This window comes from Roseateles sp. Mitsp63 (assembly GCF_059491535.1).
In genome coordinates this window covers 1,072,586-1,088,758 of sequence record NZ_CP168509.1, presented here as the reverse complement: position 1 = coordinate 1,088,758, position 16,173 = coordinate 1,072,586, and the positions used below count along the sequence as shown (strand labels likewise).

15 protein-coding genes are annotated in these 16,173 nt (G+C 69.3%); 4 read left to right on the top strand and 11 right to left on the bottom strand.

Annotated elements, in window-relative coordinates; all coding sequences use genetic code 11:
- Nucleotides 1-58: 58 nt before the first annotated feature.
- Entirely contained in the window at nt 59-1,198 is a 1,140-nt protein-coding gene (locus ACEN96_RS04665; RefSeq protein ID WP_495586892.1) for a sensor histidine kinase, read from the bottom strand.
- 388 nt (nt 1,199-1,586) lie between these two features.
- Here ACEN96_RS04665 and ACEN96_RS04660 point away from each other — a divergent pair, with 388 nt between their 5' ends.
- The 3 genes from ACEN96_RS04660 (at nt 1,587) to ACEN96_RS04650 (ending at nt 3,875) form a co-directional block, all read left to right on the top strand.
- Nucleotides 1,587-1,952 carry a YciI family protein gene (locus ACEN96_RS04660; protein ID WP_495586891.1) on the top strand — a complete coding sequence of 122 codons (366 nt, stop codon included), beginning with the start codon at nt 1,587-1,589 and terminating at the stop codon, nt 1,950-1,952.
- A 174-nt stretch (nt 1,953-2,126) separates the two neighbouring features.
- The gene (locus ACEN96_RS04655; RefSeq protein ID WP_495586890.1) at nt 2,127-2,537 is read left to right on the top strand and encodes a VOC family protein; all 411 of its coding nucleotides are present in this window, start codon (nt 2,127-2,129) and stop codon (nt 2,535-2,537) included.
- Between the two features lie 45 nt (nt 2,538-2,582).
- The gene (locus tag ACEN96_RS04650) at nt 2,583-3,875 is read left to right on the top strand and encodes an RNA polymerase sigma factor (RefSeq protein ID WP_495586889.1); all 1,293 of its coding nucleotides are present in this window, start codon (nt 2,583-2,585) and stop codon (nt 3,873-3,875) included.
- Between the two features lie 13 nt (nt 3,876-3,888).
- Here ACEN96_RS04650 and ACEN96_RS04645 read toward each other — a convergent pair whose 3' ends face one another.
- From ACEN96_RS04645 to ACEN96_RS04630, 4 genes are all read right to left on the bottom strand, one after another.
- Complete coding sequence (locus tag ACEN96_RS04645; protein WP_495586888.1) at nt 3,889-4,299, bottom strand: type II toxin-antitoxin system VapC family toxin; 411 nt, start codon at nt 4,297-4,299, stop codon at nt 3,889-3,891.
- Complete coding sequence (locus ACEN96_RS04640) at nt 4,292-4,645, bottom strand: hypothetical protein (protein ID WP_495586887.1); 354 nt, start codon at nt 4,643-4,645, stop codon at nt 4,292-4,294. The genes ACEN96_RS04645 and ACEN96_RS04640 overlap by 8 nt, the downstream gene beginning before the upstream one ends.
- 173 nt (nt 4,646-4,818) lie before the next feature.
- Nucleotides 4,819-6,429 (bottom strand): diguanylate cyclase, encoded by a 1,611-nt coding sequence (locus tag ACEN96_RS04635; protein ID WP_495586886.1) that lies wholly within the window; start codon nt 6,427-6,429, stop codon nt 4,819-4,821.
- A 24-nt stretch (nt 6,430-6,453) separates the two neighbouring features.
- Nucleotides 6,454-7,425: a LysR family transcriptional regulator gene (locus ACEN96_RS04630; RefSeq protein WP_495586885.1), complete on the bottom strand. Its 972-nt coding sequence runs from the start codon at nt 7,423-7,425 to the stop codon at nt 6,454-6,456.
- Between the two features lie 106 nt (nt 7,426-7,531).
- Here ACEN96_RS04630 and ACEN96_RS04625 point away from each other — a divergent pair, with 106 nt between their 5' ends.
- Nucleotides 7,532-8,323, top strand: coding sequence for an SDR family NAD(P)-dependent oxidoreductase (locus ACEN96_RS04625; protein ID WP_495586884.1), 792 nt, complete (start codon nt 7,532-7,534; stop codon nt 8,321-8,323).
- Between the two features lie 6 nt (nt 8,324-8,329).
- On the opposite strand, the gene ACEN96_RS04620 is transcribed toward ACEN96_RS04625, so the two are convergent.
- The 6 genes from ACEN96_RS04620 to ACEN96_RS04595 form a co-directional block, all read right to left on the bottom strand.
- Nucleotides 8,330-9,391, bottom strand: coding sequence for a histidine kinase (locus ACEN96_RS04620; RefSeq protein WP_495586883.1), 1,062 nt, complete (start codon nt 9,389-9,391; stop codon nt 8,330-8,332).
- A gap of 149 nt (nt 9,392-9,540) precedes the next feature.
- Complete coding sequence (locus ACEN96_RS04615; protein WP_495586882.1) at nt 9,541-10,263, bottom strand: ABC transporter ATP-binding protein; 723 nt, start codon at nt 10,261-10,263, stop codon at nt 9,541-9,543.
- A 19-nt stretch (nt 10,264-10,282) separates the two neighbouring features.
- Nucleotides 10,283-12,202 carry a branched-chain amino acid ABC transporter ATP-binding protein/permease gene (locus ACEN96_RS04610; RefSeq protein WP_495588546.1) on the bottom strand — a complete coding sequence of 640 codons (1,920 nt, stop codon included), beginning with the start codon at nt 12,200-12,202 and terminating at the stop codon, nt 10,283-10,285.
- 22 nt (nt 12,203-12,224) lie between these two features.
- The gene (locus ACEN96_RS04605; RefSeq protein ID WP_343604333.1) at nt 12,225-13,100 is read right to left on the bottom strand and encodes a branched-chain amino acid ABC transporter permease; all 876 of its coding nucleotides are present in this window, start codon (nt 13,098-13,100) and stop codon (nt 12,225-12,227) included.
- 61 nt (nt 13,101-13,161) lie between these two features.
- Nucleotides 13,162-14,394: an ABC transporter substrate-binding protein gene (locus tag ACEN96_RS04600; RefSeq protein WP_495586881.1), complete on the bottom strand. Its 1,233-nt coding sequence runs from the start codon at nt 14,392-14,394 to the stop codon at nt 13,162-13,164.
- A 514-nt stretch (nt 14,395-14,908) separates the two neighbouring features.
- Nucleotides 14,909-16,153: an MFS transporter gene (locus tag ACEN96_RS04595; protein ID WP_495586880.1), complete on the bottom strand. Its 1,245-nt coding sequence runs from the start codon at nt 16,151-16,153 to the stop codon at nt 14,909-14,911.
- Nucleotides 16,154-16,173: the final 20 nt, after the last annotated feature.

The following is a 16,173-nucleotide window of genomic DNA, read 5'->3' as shown; positions in this document are numbered from 1 at the left end:
GGGAATGGGAAAGGGAAAGGGAAAGGGAAAGGGAAAGGGAAATCGGGAAGCGGAGAGTTCAGGCGTCGAGCGGCACGCGCAGCGTGGCGCGGCAGCCCGGCTCCGCCGGCTCGACGGTCAGGGTGGCGCGGTCACCGTACTGCGCCATCAGGCGCTCGCGGATGTTGGACAGCGCGATGCCATTGCCGGCGCGGCGCGACACGCCCGGGCCGACGCCATCATCACGCACCTCGACGACCAGGAAGCCGTCGCGCAGCGCCGCGTCCACGCTCACGGTGCCGCCTTCGATCTTCGGCTCCAGGCCGTGATGCACCGCGTTCTCCACCAGCGGCTGCAGCAGCATCGGGGGCAGCGGCACGGCGCGGGCCTCGGCCGAGGCCTGGATCTCGAAACGCAGCCGGTCTTCCATCCGCGTCTGCAGCACCGTCAGGTAGGCCGCGGCCAACGCGAGCTCGTCCTCGAGCGGGCCGGTCTCGCGCCGCAGCCCGCCTAGCGAGGCGCGCAGGTAGGCGGTGAAGGCGCCCAGCATCTCCTTGGCCTTGGGCGCGTCGTAGTCGATCAACGAATGGACGTTGGCCAGCGTGTTGAACAGGAAGTGGGGCTCGATCTGGCCTTGCAGCAGGCGCAGCTGGGCCTCGGTGGCGCGGCGCTCGGCCTTGAGCTGGCGGTTCCTGGAGGCGAACCAGTAGTGCAGCACCACGGTGACGCCCAGCGACAGCAGCGAGGTGATGCCGATGATCTTGCCGCCCTGCGACAGGTCCAGCCGCACCCAGGCGGTCAGTCCCGCGAGCCACATCCCGGGCAGCCATCCGATCACGGTTCCCAGGATCGGCACGCCGGAGAAGAACAGCGTGCGGCGCCAGCCCTCCCAGTGGCGCACGCGGGCGCGGCCGCCGAGCAGCGGCGTGAGGATCGCAAAGAGGATCTGGATGACCACGCCGATGGTCAGGCACACGGTGAGGTTCTTGCCATACCACCAGGCCCAGACGCGCGGGGAGAGCCAGTCGACGGTCTGGAAGTTCATGACCAACCCCAGCAGGGTGAAGCCGACGGCCAGCACGGCGCAGAAGGCGAGCGTCCAGACCCATTGCAGCCATCCCGGTCCGCTGGGCTGGACCTCGTTGCTGAGCCAGGCATGCCAGGAGGCGCGCAGGCGCCGGGCATCGCGCCAGAGGGGACGGGACGGGGCAGGAGTCATGCGGCGCAGTGTAGGGAGCCGCCTCGGCCCGGCCGCACGGGGAAACGACGGATCGACAGCGCGGCCGATGGATCGACGGGCGTATCAACTCCCTCGCCCCCTTTGGGGGAGAGGGCGGGGGAGAGGGGGCGCTTCGACGGGCAGCAGCGCTGTGGCACGAGTCCCCTCTCCCCTCCCTCTCCCCGAAGGGGCGAGGGGGTAATACCGGCTAGCGCTTTTCTTGCACCTCTGCCGCCAGCGGGCGAGGGGGTAAGAAGGGGGAGCCGCTCTACTGCCATCCCCCGGGCGGCCAGCCCTGACCTTTGGCAGGGGCTTGGTCGTGTGGTGTCCAATAGCCCGCTTGTCGGCCGCTTGACGGCGGTTCCCCCGCATCGCACCGGAGATCCTCATGAGCTACGTCCTGCTGATCAACGAACCCGTCGGCCAACGCGAGGCCCGCACGCCCGAGGAGGGCCGCGAGGCCTATGCCCGCATGACCGCCTATGCCGACCAGCTGATGGCGCAGGGCCTGCTGCACACCGCGCAGTCGCTGCAGTCGGTCAACGGCTCGACCCGCGTCAGCAAGCGCGACGGCCGGCTGACCACCCTCGACGGCCCCTTCGCCGAGGCCAAGGAGATGGTCGGCGGCTTCTTCTGGCTGAAGGTCGACAGCCGCGAGGAGGCCCTGGCCATCGCCCGCGAATGCCCGGCCGCCGAGTGGTGCACCGTCGAGGTCCGCTCGATGATCCCGTGCTACGCCGAGTCGAACGCCTGATCCGCTGAAGTTTTTTTCGCTGCCCGTGCCGCGGCCTGTCGAAAGCCGCCGCGCCCGCGCGTCGTGCTGGTGTGGACGCTCCGGACCTGGAGCGCCGCGACCAGGAGGGCACGATGCGACCACCCACCAGCCAGCACGGGCTCGACGACTTCACTCCCATTCAGGACATCCGACATGCGACACCAGAAGATCTTCGTGAACCTGCCCGTCAAGGACGTCGAGCGCAGCAAGCGCTTCTACGCGGCCATGGGCTACGAGTTCAATCCGCAGTTCTCCAACGAGCAGGCGCTCTCGATGGTGATCTCCGAGGACATCTACGCGATGCTGCTGGTCGAGGAGTTCTTCCAGACCTTCACGCCGCGCAAGATCTCCGACGCGCACGCGACGACCGAGGTGCTGACCTGCCTGTCCTGCGAGAGCCGGGCCGAGGTGGACGCGCTGATCGGGAAGGCCGTGGCCGCGGGCGGCACCGTGCCGCGCGAACCGCAGGACATGGGCTTCATGTACTCGCAGGCCTACGCGGACCCGGACGGCCACATGTGGGAGCTGATGTACATGGACATCAGCCAGTTCCCGGGCGCCTGAGCGCCGGCGCGACGCGCGGCCGCACGAGGCCGTACGATCGCGCGCATGAACCAGGACACCCATCGCGCGATCACGACCGTCTGGCGGCAGGAGTCGGCCAAGATCATCGGCGCCCTGTCGCGGCTGACGCGCGACGTGCCGCTGGCCGAGGAGCTGGCGCAGGACGCGCTGGTCGCGGCGCTGGAGACCTGGCCCACGCAGGGCCTGCCGGACAAGCCGGCCGCCTGGCTGATGACGACGGCCAAGCACCGGGCGCTGGACCGGTTGCGGCACGTCAAGCTCAGCGGCGACAAGCTGGAGCAGCTCGGGCATGAGCTCGACGCGCGCGAGGCCATGATCGTGCCGGACTTCGTCGACCACCTCGACGACGATCGCGCCGCGCGCGAGATCGGCGACGACGTGCTGCGGCTGATGTTCTGCGCCTGCCATCCGGTGCTGAGCCTGGAGGCCCGCGTGGCGCTGACGCTGAAGATGGTCGCCGGCTTGACGACCGCGGAAATCGCGCGGGCCTGCCTGCAGTCGGAGCCGACGGTGGCGCAGCGGCTGGTCCGCGCCAAGCGCACGCTCGGCGACGCGCAGGTGCCCTTCGAGCTGCCGCGCGGCGAGGCGCTGACGGAGCGGCTCGCGGCGGTGCTGGAGGTGCTCTACCTGATCTTCAACGAGGGCTACGCGGCCACCAGCGGCGAGCGCTGGATCCGGCAGGACCTCTGCGACGAGGCCTTGCGGCTGGCGCGCATGCTGGTGCGGCTGGCCCCGCGCGAGGGCGAGGTGCATGGACTGCTGGCGCTGATGGAGCTGCAGTCCTCGCGGGCGGCGGCGCGGATCGACGCGCAGGGACAGGCCGTGCTGCTGCTGGAGCAGGACCGGACGCAGTGGGACGCGGCGTCGATCGAGCGCGGCCTGGCCGCGCTGGAGGCGGCGGACCGGCTGGCGATGGAAGCGGACGACGGACAGGGCCTGGGGCCGTACGCGCTGCAGGCCGCGATCGCGGCCTGCCATGCGCGGGCGCGACGCGCCGAGGACACCGAATGGACGCGCATCGCGGCGCTCTACGAGGCGCTGGCGATCCGGCAGCCGTCGCCGGTGGTGGAGCTGAACCGCGCGGTGGCGTTGTCGATGGCGTTCGGTCCGGCGGTGGGATTGGAGATCGTCGACCGGCTGATGGACGAGCCGGCGCTGAAGCAGTACCACTGGCTGCCCAGCGTGCGCGCGGATCTGCTGGCCAAGCTCGGCCGCAATGCCGAGGCGAAAGAGGAATTCGAACGTGCCGCCGCGATGACCGCGAACGAGCGCGAGAAGGAGCTGCTGCTCAAGCGGGCGAGGGAGCAGGGGCACTGAGGCCCCTGCGGGCTCAGAACAAGGGGATGCCGGCCCGGGTGGCCGCGGCTTTCATACCTTTGTCGAGAGTGGCCAATGAAGCGCCGGTCTCGAGCGCCAGGTCGAGATAGAGCGTGTCGAATCCCTGCGCGTGGAATCCAAGCCCAAGTTCTACATGTTCCGTCAGCGGGGGCCGCTTGGGCCTGACCTGGATGTTGTAGATCTCGATCGCCTCCGCTCGCGCAACGAATCGATGCGCCCGCCATTTCGCGGCCCGTCCGCGCTTGAGCAGTTGATAGGCGCATTCCACCGTGATGACGTACGGCGCAATGAATCGCGCCTCGCCCCGTAGCACCGTCTCTGCCACTCGCTCGCAATAGGCCCGATCGACCTCCTTCTCGTCTTCTGGGATTGCCCATGCCAGAGCCACGCTTGCGTCAATCACCACAGGAACCACCGCGTGCCTCCCGCATCCAGGCCGCGACGTCCGCTCCGCCCGGCATCGGGTCGAGGAGATCGGGGTTCTTGGCATACAGGGCGAGCAGGCGCTCGGGGAAGTCTGGCGCGGGCCGGCCAGATCCGTGCCATTTTTCAGGATCACTCGCTTCTTCCGGCCAAGGCGCCATCAGGCCGGCGTCGCGTTGCCGGATGAGTTCTCGGAGAAACGCGATATGACGCAGCGCGCCCTTGGAAAGCGGTCGCGGCGGACTTTGGTCCCGGGCGACGACCATCGCTGGCGGCGCATCGAGTCGATGGGAGTCGACGTGGAAATCGTCGAGGAATGAATGCATGAAGCCTCCTCACAGGCAGGTGCAACGGAAGCAATCATTCTTGGCTCGGTTCGAGTGGGTCGACTTTCACTCACGGCGCTTTTTCGGCGGAATGGACACGCAAGTTCTTGCGTTTCTTTTCGCGTCCCCGCCGCACCGCCAATCACCACGGCCATCCCGGCCGTCAAGCCGCCTCAATCCGGCGAATCGCCCTCGCCTTCGCTCTCGTCGGTGAGCCAGGCGTCCGCCATCGCGCTGCCCTTGCGCTCCCGCTTGGACGCGTACATCGCGGCATCACTGCGCGCCATCAGCGTCTCCAGCGTGTCACCCTCCTCCCGCTGCGCCGCGCCGATGCTGATGCTCACGCCCAGCCCCTGCGACACCGCGTTCCAGTCATGCCGCCGCACCGCCTCGTCCAGGCGCAGGCAGGCCTGCTGCGCGACCTCCTCCGTCGCCCCGCGCAGCAGCAGCACGAACTCGTCACCCGCCAGCCGCGCCGCGACATCGTGCTCCCGCACGTGCTGCCGCATCAGCCGCGCGATCTGGCTCAGCACCTGATCGCCGACCAGGTGCGAGTGCCGGTCGTTGACCTGCTTGAAGTGGTCGACGTCGATCAGCGCCAGGCTCACCACGCCGCCGTGCGCCAGCTGCGCCCGCGCATGCGCCTCGAAGCTGCGCCGGTTCGCCAGGCCCGTCAGCGGATCCTCCATCGACAGCTTCTCCAGCCGCTGCGCCTCGTCCGCGAGCTGCGCCCGGTCGCGCTCGCTGCGGCGCGCCTCGAGCTGCCATTGCACCGTCGCCTCGCGGCTCGCGAGGCTGGCGATCCGCACCCGCGCCTCGCGCTCGCGCAGCGCCCGCATCCGCTGCAGCGCGCGCTGCGGCTGCCCTTGCTGTTCCTCGATCTGGCTCGCGATCAGTTCGCCCAGCTGCGCGAGCGGCTCATGCTGGACCGCGTCCGCCTGCGTCACCAGCTGCGCCGCCGCGCGCCGCGCCTGCGGCCACAGCCGGCGCGCCCACGCCAGTTCCGCCTGCACCCAGCCCGCCAGCGCGGCCAGCCAGTGACGGTCCTGCTCCGGCAACTGCGCCAGCGCCTGCTGCAGCTCCGGTTGCGCGAACGCCGACGCGCCCTTCCAGATCTGCGCCATCGTCTGCATCAGCGTCCACCAGCACTGCGACTCCGCATCGCCTTCCGCCAGCAGGTGCCGCGCGTTGATCAGGTGCCCTTCCAGCGGCCCCAGCGGCGGCAGCTGGCCGCGCTGTTCGCGCTCGCCCGCGAAGGCCAGCAGCGTGCCCATCGCCAGCCACAGGCAGGCGGTCAGCGGGCTCAGCCGCGGCTTGCAGGCATTGGCCGCGTCGGCCGCCTGGCGCAGCACCTCGGCCGCCTTGTCGAAATTGCGCGCCCACACGTGGCAGGCGCCCAGGTCCTGCAGCGCCACCACCAGCGCGGCGCCATCGCCGCGCTGCTGCGCCAGGCGCAGACCGAGCAGCGCCGCCTCGATGGCCTCCTCGTGATGTCCCGCCAGCGACGCGCTGTGCGCGAGCACCGACAGCGCGCCCGCCTCCCCGCCGGCATCGCCCTGCTGGCGGAATAGCCGCGCCGCCTGCTCGCTGCGGCCCCTGGCGTCGCCCGGCCGGTGCAGCGCGCGCTCGCAGCGCGCCAGCAGCAGCTGCGCCCGCGCCTGCTGCGCCTCGTCGCCCTGCTCGAGCGCCATCAGCAGCCATTCCTCGCCAGCCGGCTGCGCGGCGGCGGCATCGCCGGCGTTCAGCGCGGCGAGGGCTTGATGGGAGACGGCGAAGGGGTCCAAGACGGATTCGGAGCGCAAGGCGGTTCAGGAGGACGGGGCCGAGGATGCAGAGGATAGCGGCAACAGCCGCGGCGCCAGCAGCGCCGTCAGCCATTGCATGAAGGCCTGCACCCGCCGCGGCAGCTGGCGCCGGTGCGCGTACAGCAGGTGCACCGGCATCGGCGCCGCGCGCCATGCCGGCAGCACCTCCACGAGACGGCCGTCGAGCACCTCCGCCTCCAGCCCGTGGCGCGGCACCTGGATGATCCCCAGCCCCGCCAGGCAGGCGGCCGTGTACGAGCCCGAGTCGCTGACCGTCAGCGCGCCGGGCATCGGCACGAAGCGCGCCGTGCCGGTGTCGTCGCGCCACTCGAAGCCCGGGCAGCGCTGACCCAGCGTCGTCACGTACTGGACCAGCCGGTGATGCGCGAGATCCTCCAGCGACGCCGGCATGCCGAAGGCGGCCACGTAGCCGGCGCTCGCGAGGTTCACCATCTCCATCGCGCCCAGCGGCCGCGCCACGAGGCTGGAATCGCTCAGCGGCCCGACCCGCAGCACGCAGTCGAACCCCTCGCGGACGAGGTCGACACGCCGGTCCGTGCTGCTGAGCTCGACCTCCAGACCCGGATGCGCGGCGAGGAACTCGGGCAGCCGCGGCACGACCACGTCATGCGCCACCCGCATCGGCATGTCCGCCCGCAGCCGGCCCCGCAGCCCGCTGGCCGCCGGCTGGAACATCGTCTGCATGTCGTCCAGGTCGGCGAGCAGGTCCTTGCAGCGCTCGTAGCAGGCCTGGCCGTCCTGCGTCAGCTGCACCCGCCGCGTCGTGCGGTGGAACAGCCGCGTGCCCAGGCTGGCCTCCAGCCGCTGCACCGCGGTGGAGGCGCTCGCCTTGGGCAGCCCCAGGCTCTGCGCCGCCTGCGTGAAGCTGGCCAGTTCCGCGACGCGGACGAAGACCTGCAGCGTCTCGATCGACGGCGGCGGCGGGCCCGCCAAGGGAGAGGAGGAGTCGCTCATTTGTTCATCCTGAACGAACGGTCAAATCGCTTCAGGGCCATTTATACGTCAAGTCTCGATCAATAAAGTTCCTGCATCCGATCCCAACCGCTCACAGGAGCTCACCATGACGACGACCACGACTCCCGCTTCCAGCACCTCGCCGCGCAAGATCGCGCTGATCACCGGCGGCAGCCGCGGCCTGGGCCGCAATGCCGCGCTCCATCTGGCGCGCCGCGGCATCGACAGCATCGTCACCTTCCGCAGCCGCCAGGACGAGGCGCAGGCGGTGATCGACGAGATCGAGCGCCTGGGCGGCCGCGCGGCGGCCTTGCCGCTCGACGTCGGCGACAGCGCGACCTTCCCGGCCTTCGCGCAGGCGCTGAAGACGACGCTGCGGCAGCACTGGCAACGCGAGCGCATCGACCACCTGGTCAACAACGCCGGCATCGGCGTGCACGGGCCGCTGGCCGACACCACCGAAGCGCAGTTCGACGAACTGATGCGCGTGCACCTGAAGGGACCGTTCTTCCTGACCCAGACGCTGCTGCCGCTGATCAACGATGGCGGCAGCGTGCTGAACGTGTCCAGCGGCCTGGCGCGCTTCGCGCTGCCCGGCTACGGCGCCTACGCGACGATGAAGGGCGGCATCGAGGTGCTCAGCCGCTACATGGCCAAGGAGTTCGGCGCCCGCGGCATCCGCGTGAACACGCTGGCCCCCGGCGCCATCGAGACCGACTTCGGCGGCGGCGCGGTGCGCGACAACGAGGCGGTGAATCAGATGGTGGCCTCGGTGACGGCGCTCGGACGCGCCGGGCTGCCGGATGACATCGGTCCGGTCGTCGCGTCGCTGCTGTCGGATGACAGTCACTGGATCAACGCGCAGCGCGTGGAGGCCTCGGGCGGAATGTTCGTCTGATCGTCCTCAGCCGGCGCGCGCATAGGGAGCCCGCGGCTCCTGCGCGCGCTGGACCACGTCGCCCAGACAGTCGGGGTAGCGGCGCTGCAGATGCTTCAGCCCCGCCTGACGGCTGGCCTTGTAGTCCAGGCTCTCCTGCAGGAACTGCAGCCGGGCGCGGTTCTCGTCGATCAGCTCGGCCCACGTCGTCACCCGGACCGAGAAGTTGTACGGAAGATGCACCTCCCTTTCGAGCTCCGCATGCTCGCGCGCGCCCCTCGCGAGTTCCCGGCCCACCAGCCAGAAGGACCACTTGACTTCGACGGCGCGAAAGCGCTCGTCCCGGGAGACGCGCTTGGCGTAACGGTTGATCTGATCGATCTCATCCTCGGAAATCCGCACGCGTGGCGCCTTGAGCTCCACCACCAGATGTTCCAGCGTCGACGGCTGGTGGCGCCGCGTCGCGCGAGAGAACATGAGGTCGATGATGGCCAGCTTCTGCTTCGGGACATCGAACGGCTGGTCGATCTGGACCTCGCTCCCCAGCATCTTCTGATGCTTGCGCAACACCTCGGTGAGCGAGCGGTTGTCGACGGAGAGCGCGAACTCGTCGCCGAAGAGCCATGGGTTGCGCGCGACGATGGGATGCAATTCGCCGCGCTCCTTCACATGCGGCTGGAGCTGCTTGTCAAACAGGAGCGTCTCCAAGCCATCGAGCAACTGGAGCCGCTGCGTGACCACGTGCGACTCGCGGATCACCGACGACAACGACACATCCTTGAGAAGCTCCGCCATCATCTGCCGCTCCTCGACCGGCAGGTTGAGCACCTCGGCCAGCAGCAATTGCAGTTCCTCCGGGCCGCATTCGGCGGCCTGTCGCAACACCCGGAACTGCAGGGCCATCGCCTCCGGCGACAGCGTCCGGAACACCGGGTGGAAGCGCGACAGATGCCAGGCCACCTGATCGAACAGCTGGCGCTCCAGCACCTCGACCGCCGTCAGCGGATCGCGGTCGAACGGATAGAGGCCCTGGTTCTTCCACGCCTGGACCGGCGGGAGATCCGGCTCACGGGTCGGGTCGTTCGTCATCGGCGCACCTCGATTGCATGAAGCCCAGCGGGCGATGCCTGCACTCTAGGCAGGCGTCGTCCGCGGCGCACCTGTGCGTTCGCGGTCGATGCGAGGCCGATTCCGACTGGTCGAAGTGGCGGGCTACCTGATCGAAGTGGTCCGCGGGCTCAATGCCCGCCGCCCAGATACGCGGCCTTCACCGCCGGATCGGTGCGCAGCTTCCCGGCCGGACCATGCAGCGAGATGCGCCCGTTCTCCAGCACGTAGCCGTAGTCCGCCACCGCCAGCGCGGCCGCGGCGAACTGCTCCACCAGCAGCATCGTCACGCCCTGCCCCTTGAGCCGCTCGATGATGCGGAACACCTCGTCCACCAGGATCGGCGCCAGCCCCATCGAGGGCTCGTCCAGCAGCACGACCTCCGGGTTGAGCATGGTCGCGCGCGCCATCGCCAGCATCTGCTGCTCGCCGCCCGAGAGCGTGCCCGCCAGCTGCTGGCGCCGCTCCTTCAGGCGCGGGAAGAGTTCCATCGCCTTCTCGAGGTCGGCCTCCACGTCGCCCTTGGGCCGCGCGCCGGTGTAGCGCGGGAAGGCGCCCAGCCGCAGGTTGTCGGTGACGCTCATCGTCGCGAAGACGCGCCGCCCCTCCGGCGAATGCGCCAGCCCCAGCCGCGCGATGTGATACGACTCCAGGCCGTCGATGCGCTTTCCGTTCAGCGTGATCTCGCCGGCGCTCGGCGCGATCATCCCGGACACTGCGCGCATCGTCGTCGTCTTGCCGGCCCCGTTGGAGCCGATCAGCGTCACCACGCGGCCCTTGGGCACCTCCACGGTGATGCCGTGCAGCACCTCGACCTTGCCGTAGCCGGCATGCAGTTGATCGATCTTCAGCATGTCGTGTTCCGCTCCGCGCTCAGGCCGCCTGGCCGCCGAGGTAGGCCTCGATCACCTTGGGATCGGCCTGCACCTGCGCGGGCTGGCCCTCGGCGATCTTCTGGCCGAAGTCCAGCACCGACACCGTGTCGCAGATGCCCATCACCACGTCCATGTGGTGCTCGATCAGGATCACCGTGATGCCGTGATCGCGGATCTTGCCGATGATGCGCATCAGCTCCTTGATGTCCGGCGCCGTCAGGCCCGCGGCCGGCTCGTCCAGCAGCAGCAGCTTCGGGTCCAGCGCCAGCGCCCGCGCGATCTCCAGCAGCCGCTGCTTGCCGTAGGGCAGGTTGCGCGCCTCCTCCAGGGCCAGGTCCGCCAGGCCGACGAACTCCAGCAGGCTCAGCGCCCGCGCGCGGGCCTGGGCGTCCTCGGCGTTGTAGCGCGGCGAGTGCAGCGCCACCTGCAGCAGGTTGGCGCCGAAGCTGTGATGCAGCGCCACCATCACGTTGTGCAGCGCGCTCATCTCGCCGAACAGCTGCACGTTCTGGAAGGTCCGCGCGATGCCCGACAGCGCGATGTCCGACGAGGTCCGTCCCACCAGCGAGCGCTCGCCGAACTTGAGCTCGCCCGCCGTGGGCACGTAGATGCCGGTGAGCACGTTCATCATCGTGCTCTTGCCCGAGCCGTTGGGTCCGATCAGGCCGTGGATCGTGCCGCGCCGCACCTGCAGGTCGACGTTGTTGAGCGCCTTCAGCCCGCCGAACTGCATCAGCACGCCGCGCGCGTCGATCAGCACCTCGCCGCCGCCGCTGGCCTTGGCGATCGCGTCGGCCGGCCGCTCGGCCACCGGGCCGCCCTCGCCCACCGGCCGGGCCTTCACGTGCAGGGCGCCGCGCACGAAGCCGACGATGCCGTCCTGCAGGTAGTACACGACGAAGAGCGTGATCAGGCCGAAGATCGACAGCCGCCAGTCGGTCATCGTCTCCAGCACGAAGGACAGCCCCGCCAGCGCGATGCTGCCGGCCACCGGCACCGCCGCCTGCGCCGCGCCGGCCTTGCCGCGGCGCAGCGCCACGACGGTCACCGCCACCACGAGGATCGCGAAGACCACCGACACGTAGCGGAACAGCTGCAGGTCGTCGAGCAGCTTGGGCAGCAGCACGATGATCGCGGCGCCCAGCAGCGCGCCGGTGCGGGTCTTGCGGCCGCCCATGATGATGGCCAGCAGGAAGAGCACCGTCAGCTCGAAGTTGTAAGTGTTGGGCGAGATGTACTGCTCGGAATAGGCGTACAGCGCGCCCGCCAGGCCGGCCAGGCCGGCGCTGATCACGAAGGCGTAGACCTTGTAGCGGTAGACCGAGACGCCCATGCAGTCCGACGCCACCGGGCTGCCGCGCAGCGCCTCGAAGGCGCGGCCCAGGTGCGAGCGCAGCACGCGGTGCACGAACACCAGCGACGCGAGCAGCAGCACCGCGACCAGCCAGTAGAACTCCGTCTCATCGAGCTGGTGGCCCAGCAGCTTGGGCTTGGTGAGCGTGATGCCCATGGGCCCGTTGGTCAGGAAGTCCATCTCGTTGATCAGGATCTGGATGATGGTGCCGAAGGCCAGCGTCACCATCGCCAGGTAGGGGCCGGTCACGCGCAGCGCCGGCAGCGCCAGCAGCGCGCCGAAGGCCGCCGTGATGCCCACCGCCAGCGGCAGCGTCAGCAGCACCCAGAGCCCGAACTTGGTGATCAGCACGCCGGCCGTGTAGGCGCCGATGCCGAACAGCCCGGCATGGCCCAGCGAGACCTGGCCGGTGTAGCCCACCACGATGTCCAGGCCGAAGAGCACGATCGCGTAGATCATGATCGTCTCGACCAGGTGGATGTAGTACGGGTTGCCCGACACCAGCGGGAAGGCGAACAGCGCGGCGATCGCCACCGCGCCGGCGGCGAGCTTCCTCGGATCGATCTTGGCTTTGACGGTCATGGGCTCAGACCTTCTTGATCGCGGTCTTGCCGAACAGGCCGGCCGGCTTGAGCGCCAGCACGATCAGCAGCAGCACCAGGCCCGGCACGTCCTTGTAGCCGGTGGAAAGATAGAAGCCGGTGGTGGTCTCGGCGATGCCCAGGATGATCCCGCCGACGATGATGCCCATCCCCGAGGTCAGCCCGCCGATGATGGCCACGGCGAAGGCCTTCAGACCCAGCACCGCGCCCATGGTCGCGCCCGTCAGCGTGAGCGGCGCGATCAGCACGCCGGCGAAGGCCGCGGTCAGCGAGGACAGCGCGTACGAGAAGGTGATCACCAGCCCCGTGTTGATGCCCATCAGCTTGGCGGCGTCGCGGTCGTTGAAGGTGGCGACCACGGCGCGGCCGTAGATCGAGCGGCGGTTGAACAGCTCGACCGCCAGCATCATCAGCAGCGCGCCCACCACGACCAGGATCTCCATCGGCAGCACGTTGGCGCCGAGGAACTTGATCGGCGCCTCGGGCAGCGGCGAGGGGAACTTCAGGTCGTCGCGGCCCCAGACGTTCTCGGCCACGTTCTTGAAGATGATGCCCAGCGCGATGGTGGACATGATCCAGCCGAACTCCGACTTGATCTTGATGGCGGGCCGCACGCCGATGCGTTCGACGAAGGCGCCCTGCAGCGCGCCGAACAGGCACACCAGCGGGATCATGAGCCAGTAGTTGACGCCATGACCGACGAGCGTCAGGCCCACCAGCGCGCCGAGCATCAGCGCGTCGCCCTGGCCGAAGTTGAGGGTGTCGGAGGTCGAGAAGGTCAGCTGGTAGCCGAAGGCGATGACCGCGTAGATCATGCCGAGCGCGATGCCGCTGAACACCAGTTGGGTCAGGATCTGCATACGGAATCCGGGACTGCTGGGGATGAAGAAACGGCCGCGCGGGGCGGCCGTTTCGCGGGGGTCACTTCTTCTGGCTCAGGGCGCCCTTGGCGTTGACGTCCTTGACCTTGACCTCGGAGGCGGCCTTGAAGTCGGCCTCGTAGGCGTAGACGACGCGCTGGCCCTTCACTTCGCCGAGCACCGGGATGTTGGCGGTGATGGCCTCGTGGTCGGTCTTGGTGAACGGCTTGTTGTAGGTCGTCACCACGCCCTCGACGGGGGCCTTCAGGTCCTCGAGCGCGGCCTTGACCTTGGGGCCGTCGGTGCTGCCGGCCTGCTTGATGGCGGCGGCCAGCAGGTAGATCGAGTCGTAGCCCTGCGCGGCCGACACCGGCGAGTCGATGCGGCTGTTCTTCGGGTTGAAGGTCCTGAGGTAGTTGACGATGAAGGACTGGCGCTTGGGCGTGGTCGGTTCCTGGATGAAGGTCTGCGGCATGCGCGCGCCTTCGCCGCCGGGGCCGGCGTTGTCGATGTAGTTGGCCATGGACAGCGTCCAGCTGCCGATCATCGGCACCTTCCATCCCAGCTTGGTCATGCCGTTGGCGATCTGGGCGAGCTCGGGGCCGATGCCGTAGGTGAGCACGGCCTCGGCGCCGGCCTCCTTGGCCTTGAGCAGCTGGGCCGTCATGTCGACGTCCTTGATGTTGAACTTCTCGACCGCGACGGGCTTGATGCCCTTGAGCTCGAGCGCCTTCTCCAGGTCCTGGCGGCCGAGCTGGCCGTAGTTGGTGGAGTCGGCCAGGATCGCGACCTTCTTGAAGCCGCGCTTGGTGACGGCCTCCTCGACGATCATGGGCGCCTGGATGGAGTCGTGGGCGGCATTGCGGAAGACGTAGTTGTCGGGCTGGTCCTTGAACTGCTGGGTGATGACGGAGCCGGTGGCCACGTTGTTCATGACCGGGATCTTGGCGTCCTGGTAGAAGCGCTGGGCGGCCAGGGCGACGCCGGTGTTGATGAAGCCGACGGTGGCGACGACCTTCTCGCGGTTGATCAGTTCCTGGGCGATCTGGACGCCGCGCTCGTTCTTGGCTTCGTCGTCGCGCTCGACCAGCTGGATCTGGCGGCCGAGGACGCCGCCGTTCTTGTTGATCTCCTGGGCCGCCAATCGCACGCCGTCGCGCATGCTGACGCCCATGGACGACGATCCACCGGTGTAGGGGCCCGAGACGCCGATCTTGATGGGGTCGGCCGCGAGGGCGGCGAAGCTGGCGGCGGCCAGCACGGAAGCGGTCATCCAACGCGCGCTGAACTTCATGGGTGTCTCCGAATGGTCTTGTCCTGGAAGGGGGGCGGAACGCCAACCCGGGAGCGTCGGTCACAACGAACAGCAGACAGCGCGACGCCCGGCGTCAGCCTTCTCGGCGCATGGTGCATCAAGCGTATCGATTTGCACGCATGCGACTACGTACTCGCAAACCCCGATCCGGGCGTTCAGCGTCGTGTCAGCAAGGTGGACGTGTCGTCCTGGCGCGGTCGACCGACGTCGTATAGGCGCGCAGGAACACGCGCTCGATGGTCCGTGTGCTGCCAAGCTCATAGAGCGCGGCCATGCCACGCAGGTACTCCGCCTTGGGTCGAGCGGCCGGCCCAGTGCCTGGATGGCGGCGCAGCGGCCAGCCTGCAGTGAGGGAAGGCCCGGGTCGGGGTCGAGGAACTCGTCGCGGAACGGCGCGGGCGGACGCGCGTGCGCGGGCAGGGAGAAATGGAGGTCATCGTCCGGAAAGCGGGGGATCGCCGGGCTGCTGACCTCTATCTGCCTGCTGCCGGCATCAAACGGCAGTCACGCGCTGACGCTCCCGCAGCACCCACGCCGCTCCCGCGGCCGCCGCCAGCACCGCCAGCGCATACCCCGTCAGCGCCGGCCATCCGCTGTGGTCCCAGAACCATCCGCCCATCGCGCCCAGCGTGCTCGAGCCGATGTAGTACGCCAGCAGGTACAGCGAGGCCGCATGCCCCTTGTTCCTGCCGCCGAGCGCCCCCACCCAGGCGCTGCTCACCGAGTGCGCCACGAAGAAGCCGATCGTCAGCAGCACGATGCCCAGGATCACCGCCGGCAGCCAGGTCGGCAGCGTGAGCAGCACGCCCGCCGCCGCCAGCCCGATGCCCGACAGCAGCGCCGGCGCGCGCCCGAAGCGGTCCGACAGCCCGCCCGCCGCCGCCGAAGCGGCGATGCCGAACAGGTAGGCGCAGAAGATCAGCCCGATCGCGCTCTGGCTCAGCGAGAACGGTGGTCTCATCAGCCGGAAACCGGCGTAGTTGTAGACCGCGACGAACATGCCCATCATCAGGAAGCCCATCGCGAACAGCAGCGGCAGCATCGGATGCGTGAGGTGCCCCCGCCATGCCGCCATATGCTCCGGGAACTTCACGCCGCTGCGGCGCACGAAATGCTTCGACGGCGGCAGCAGGAACCAGAAGCCCACCGCCGCCAGCAACCCCAGCACGCTGACGGCGAACAGCGCCGGCCGCCAGCCGAAGGCGTCGCTGAGCAGGCTCACGCCGACCCGGCCCATCATCCCGCCGAAGGCCGTGCCGCCGACGTACTGGCCCATCGCTCGGCCCAGGCCCTTCGGGTGGATCTCCTCGGCCAGGTAGGCCATCGCCACCGCCGGCACGCCGCCCAGCACCAGGCCCTCGATCGCGCGCGCCGCCAGCATCGCGTGCCAGCCCGGCGCCACCGACGCGATCAGGTTCAGCACCGCCGCCATCGCCATCGACGCGAACATCAGCCGCCGGCGGTCCATGCTCTCCGACAGCGCGCCCGCGCACAGGATCGCGAAGGCCAGCGCGCCGGTCGCCAGCGACAGCGACAAGGCGCTCGCCGCGGCGCCCACCTTGAACTCCGCCGCGAACAGCGGCAGCAGCGGCTGCACGCTGTACAGCAGCGAGAAGGTCGTGAAGCCCGCCAGGAACAGCGCGAACGCGATCCGGCGGTAGGCGGCGCTGCCGGGCTCGGCGTAGTCGTGCAGGGCGCTGGCGCCGGAGGACGGCGCGGCGCCCGGGGTACTGCTCATCGTCGGGGAAGCGGTGGGTA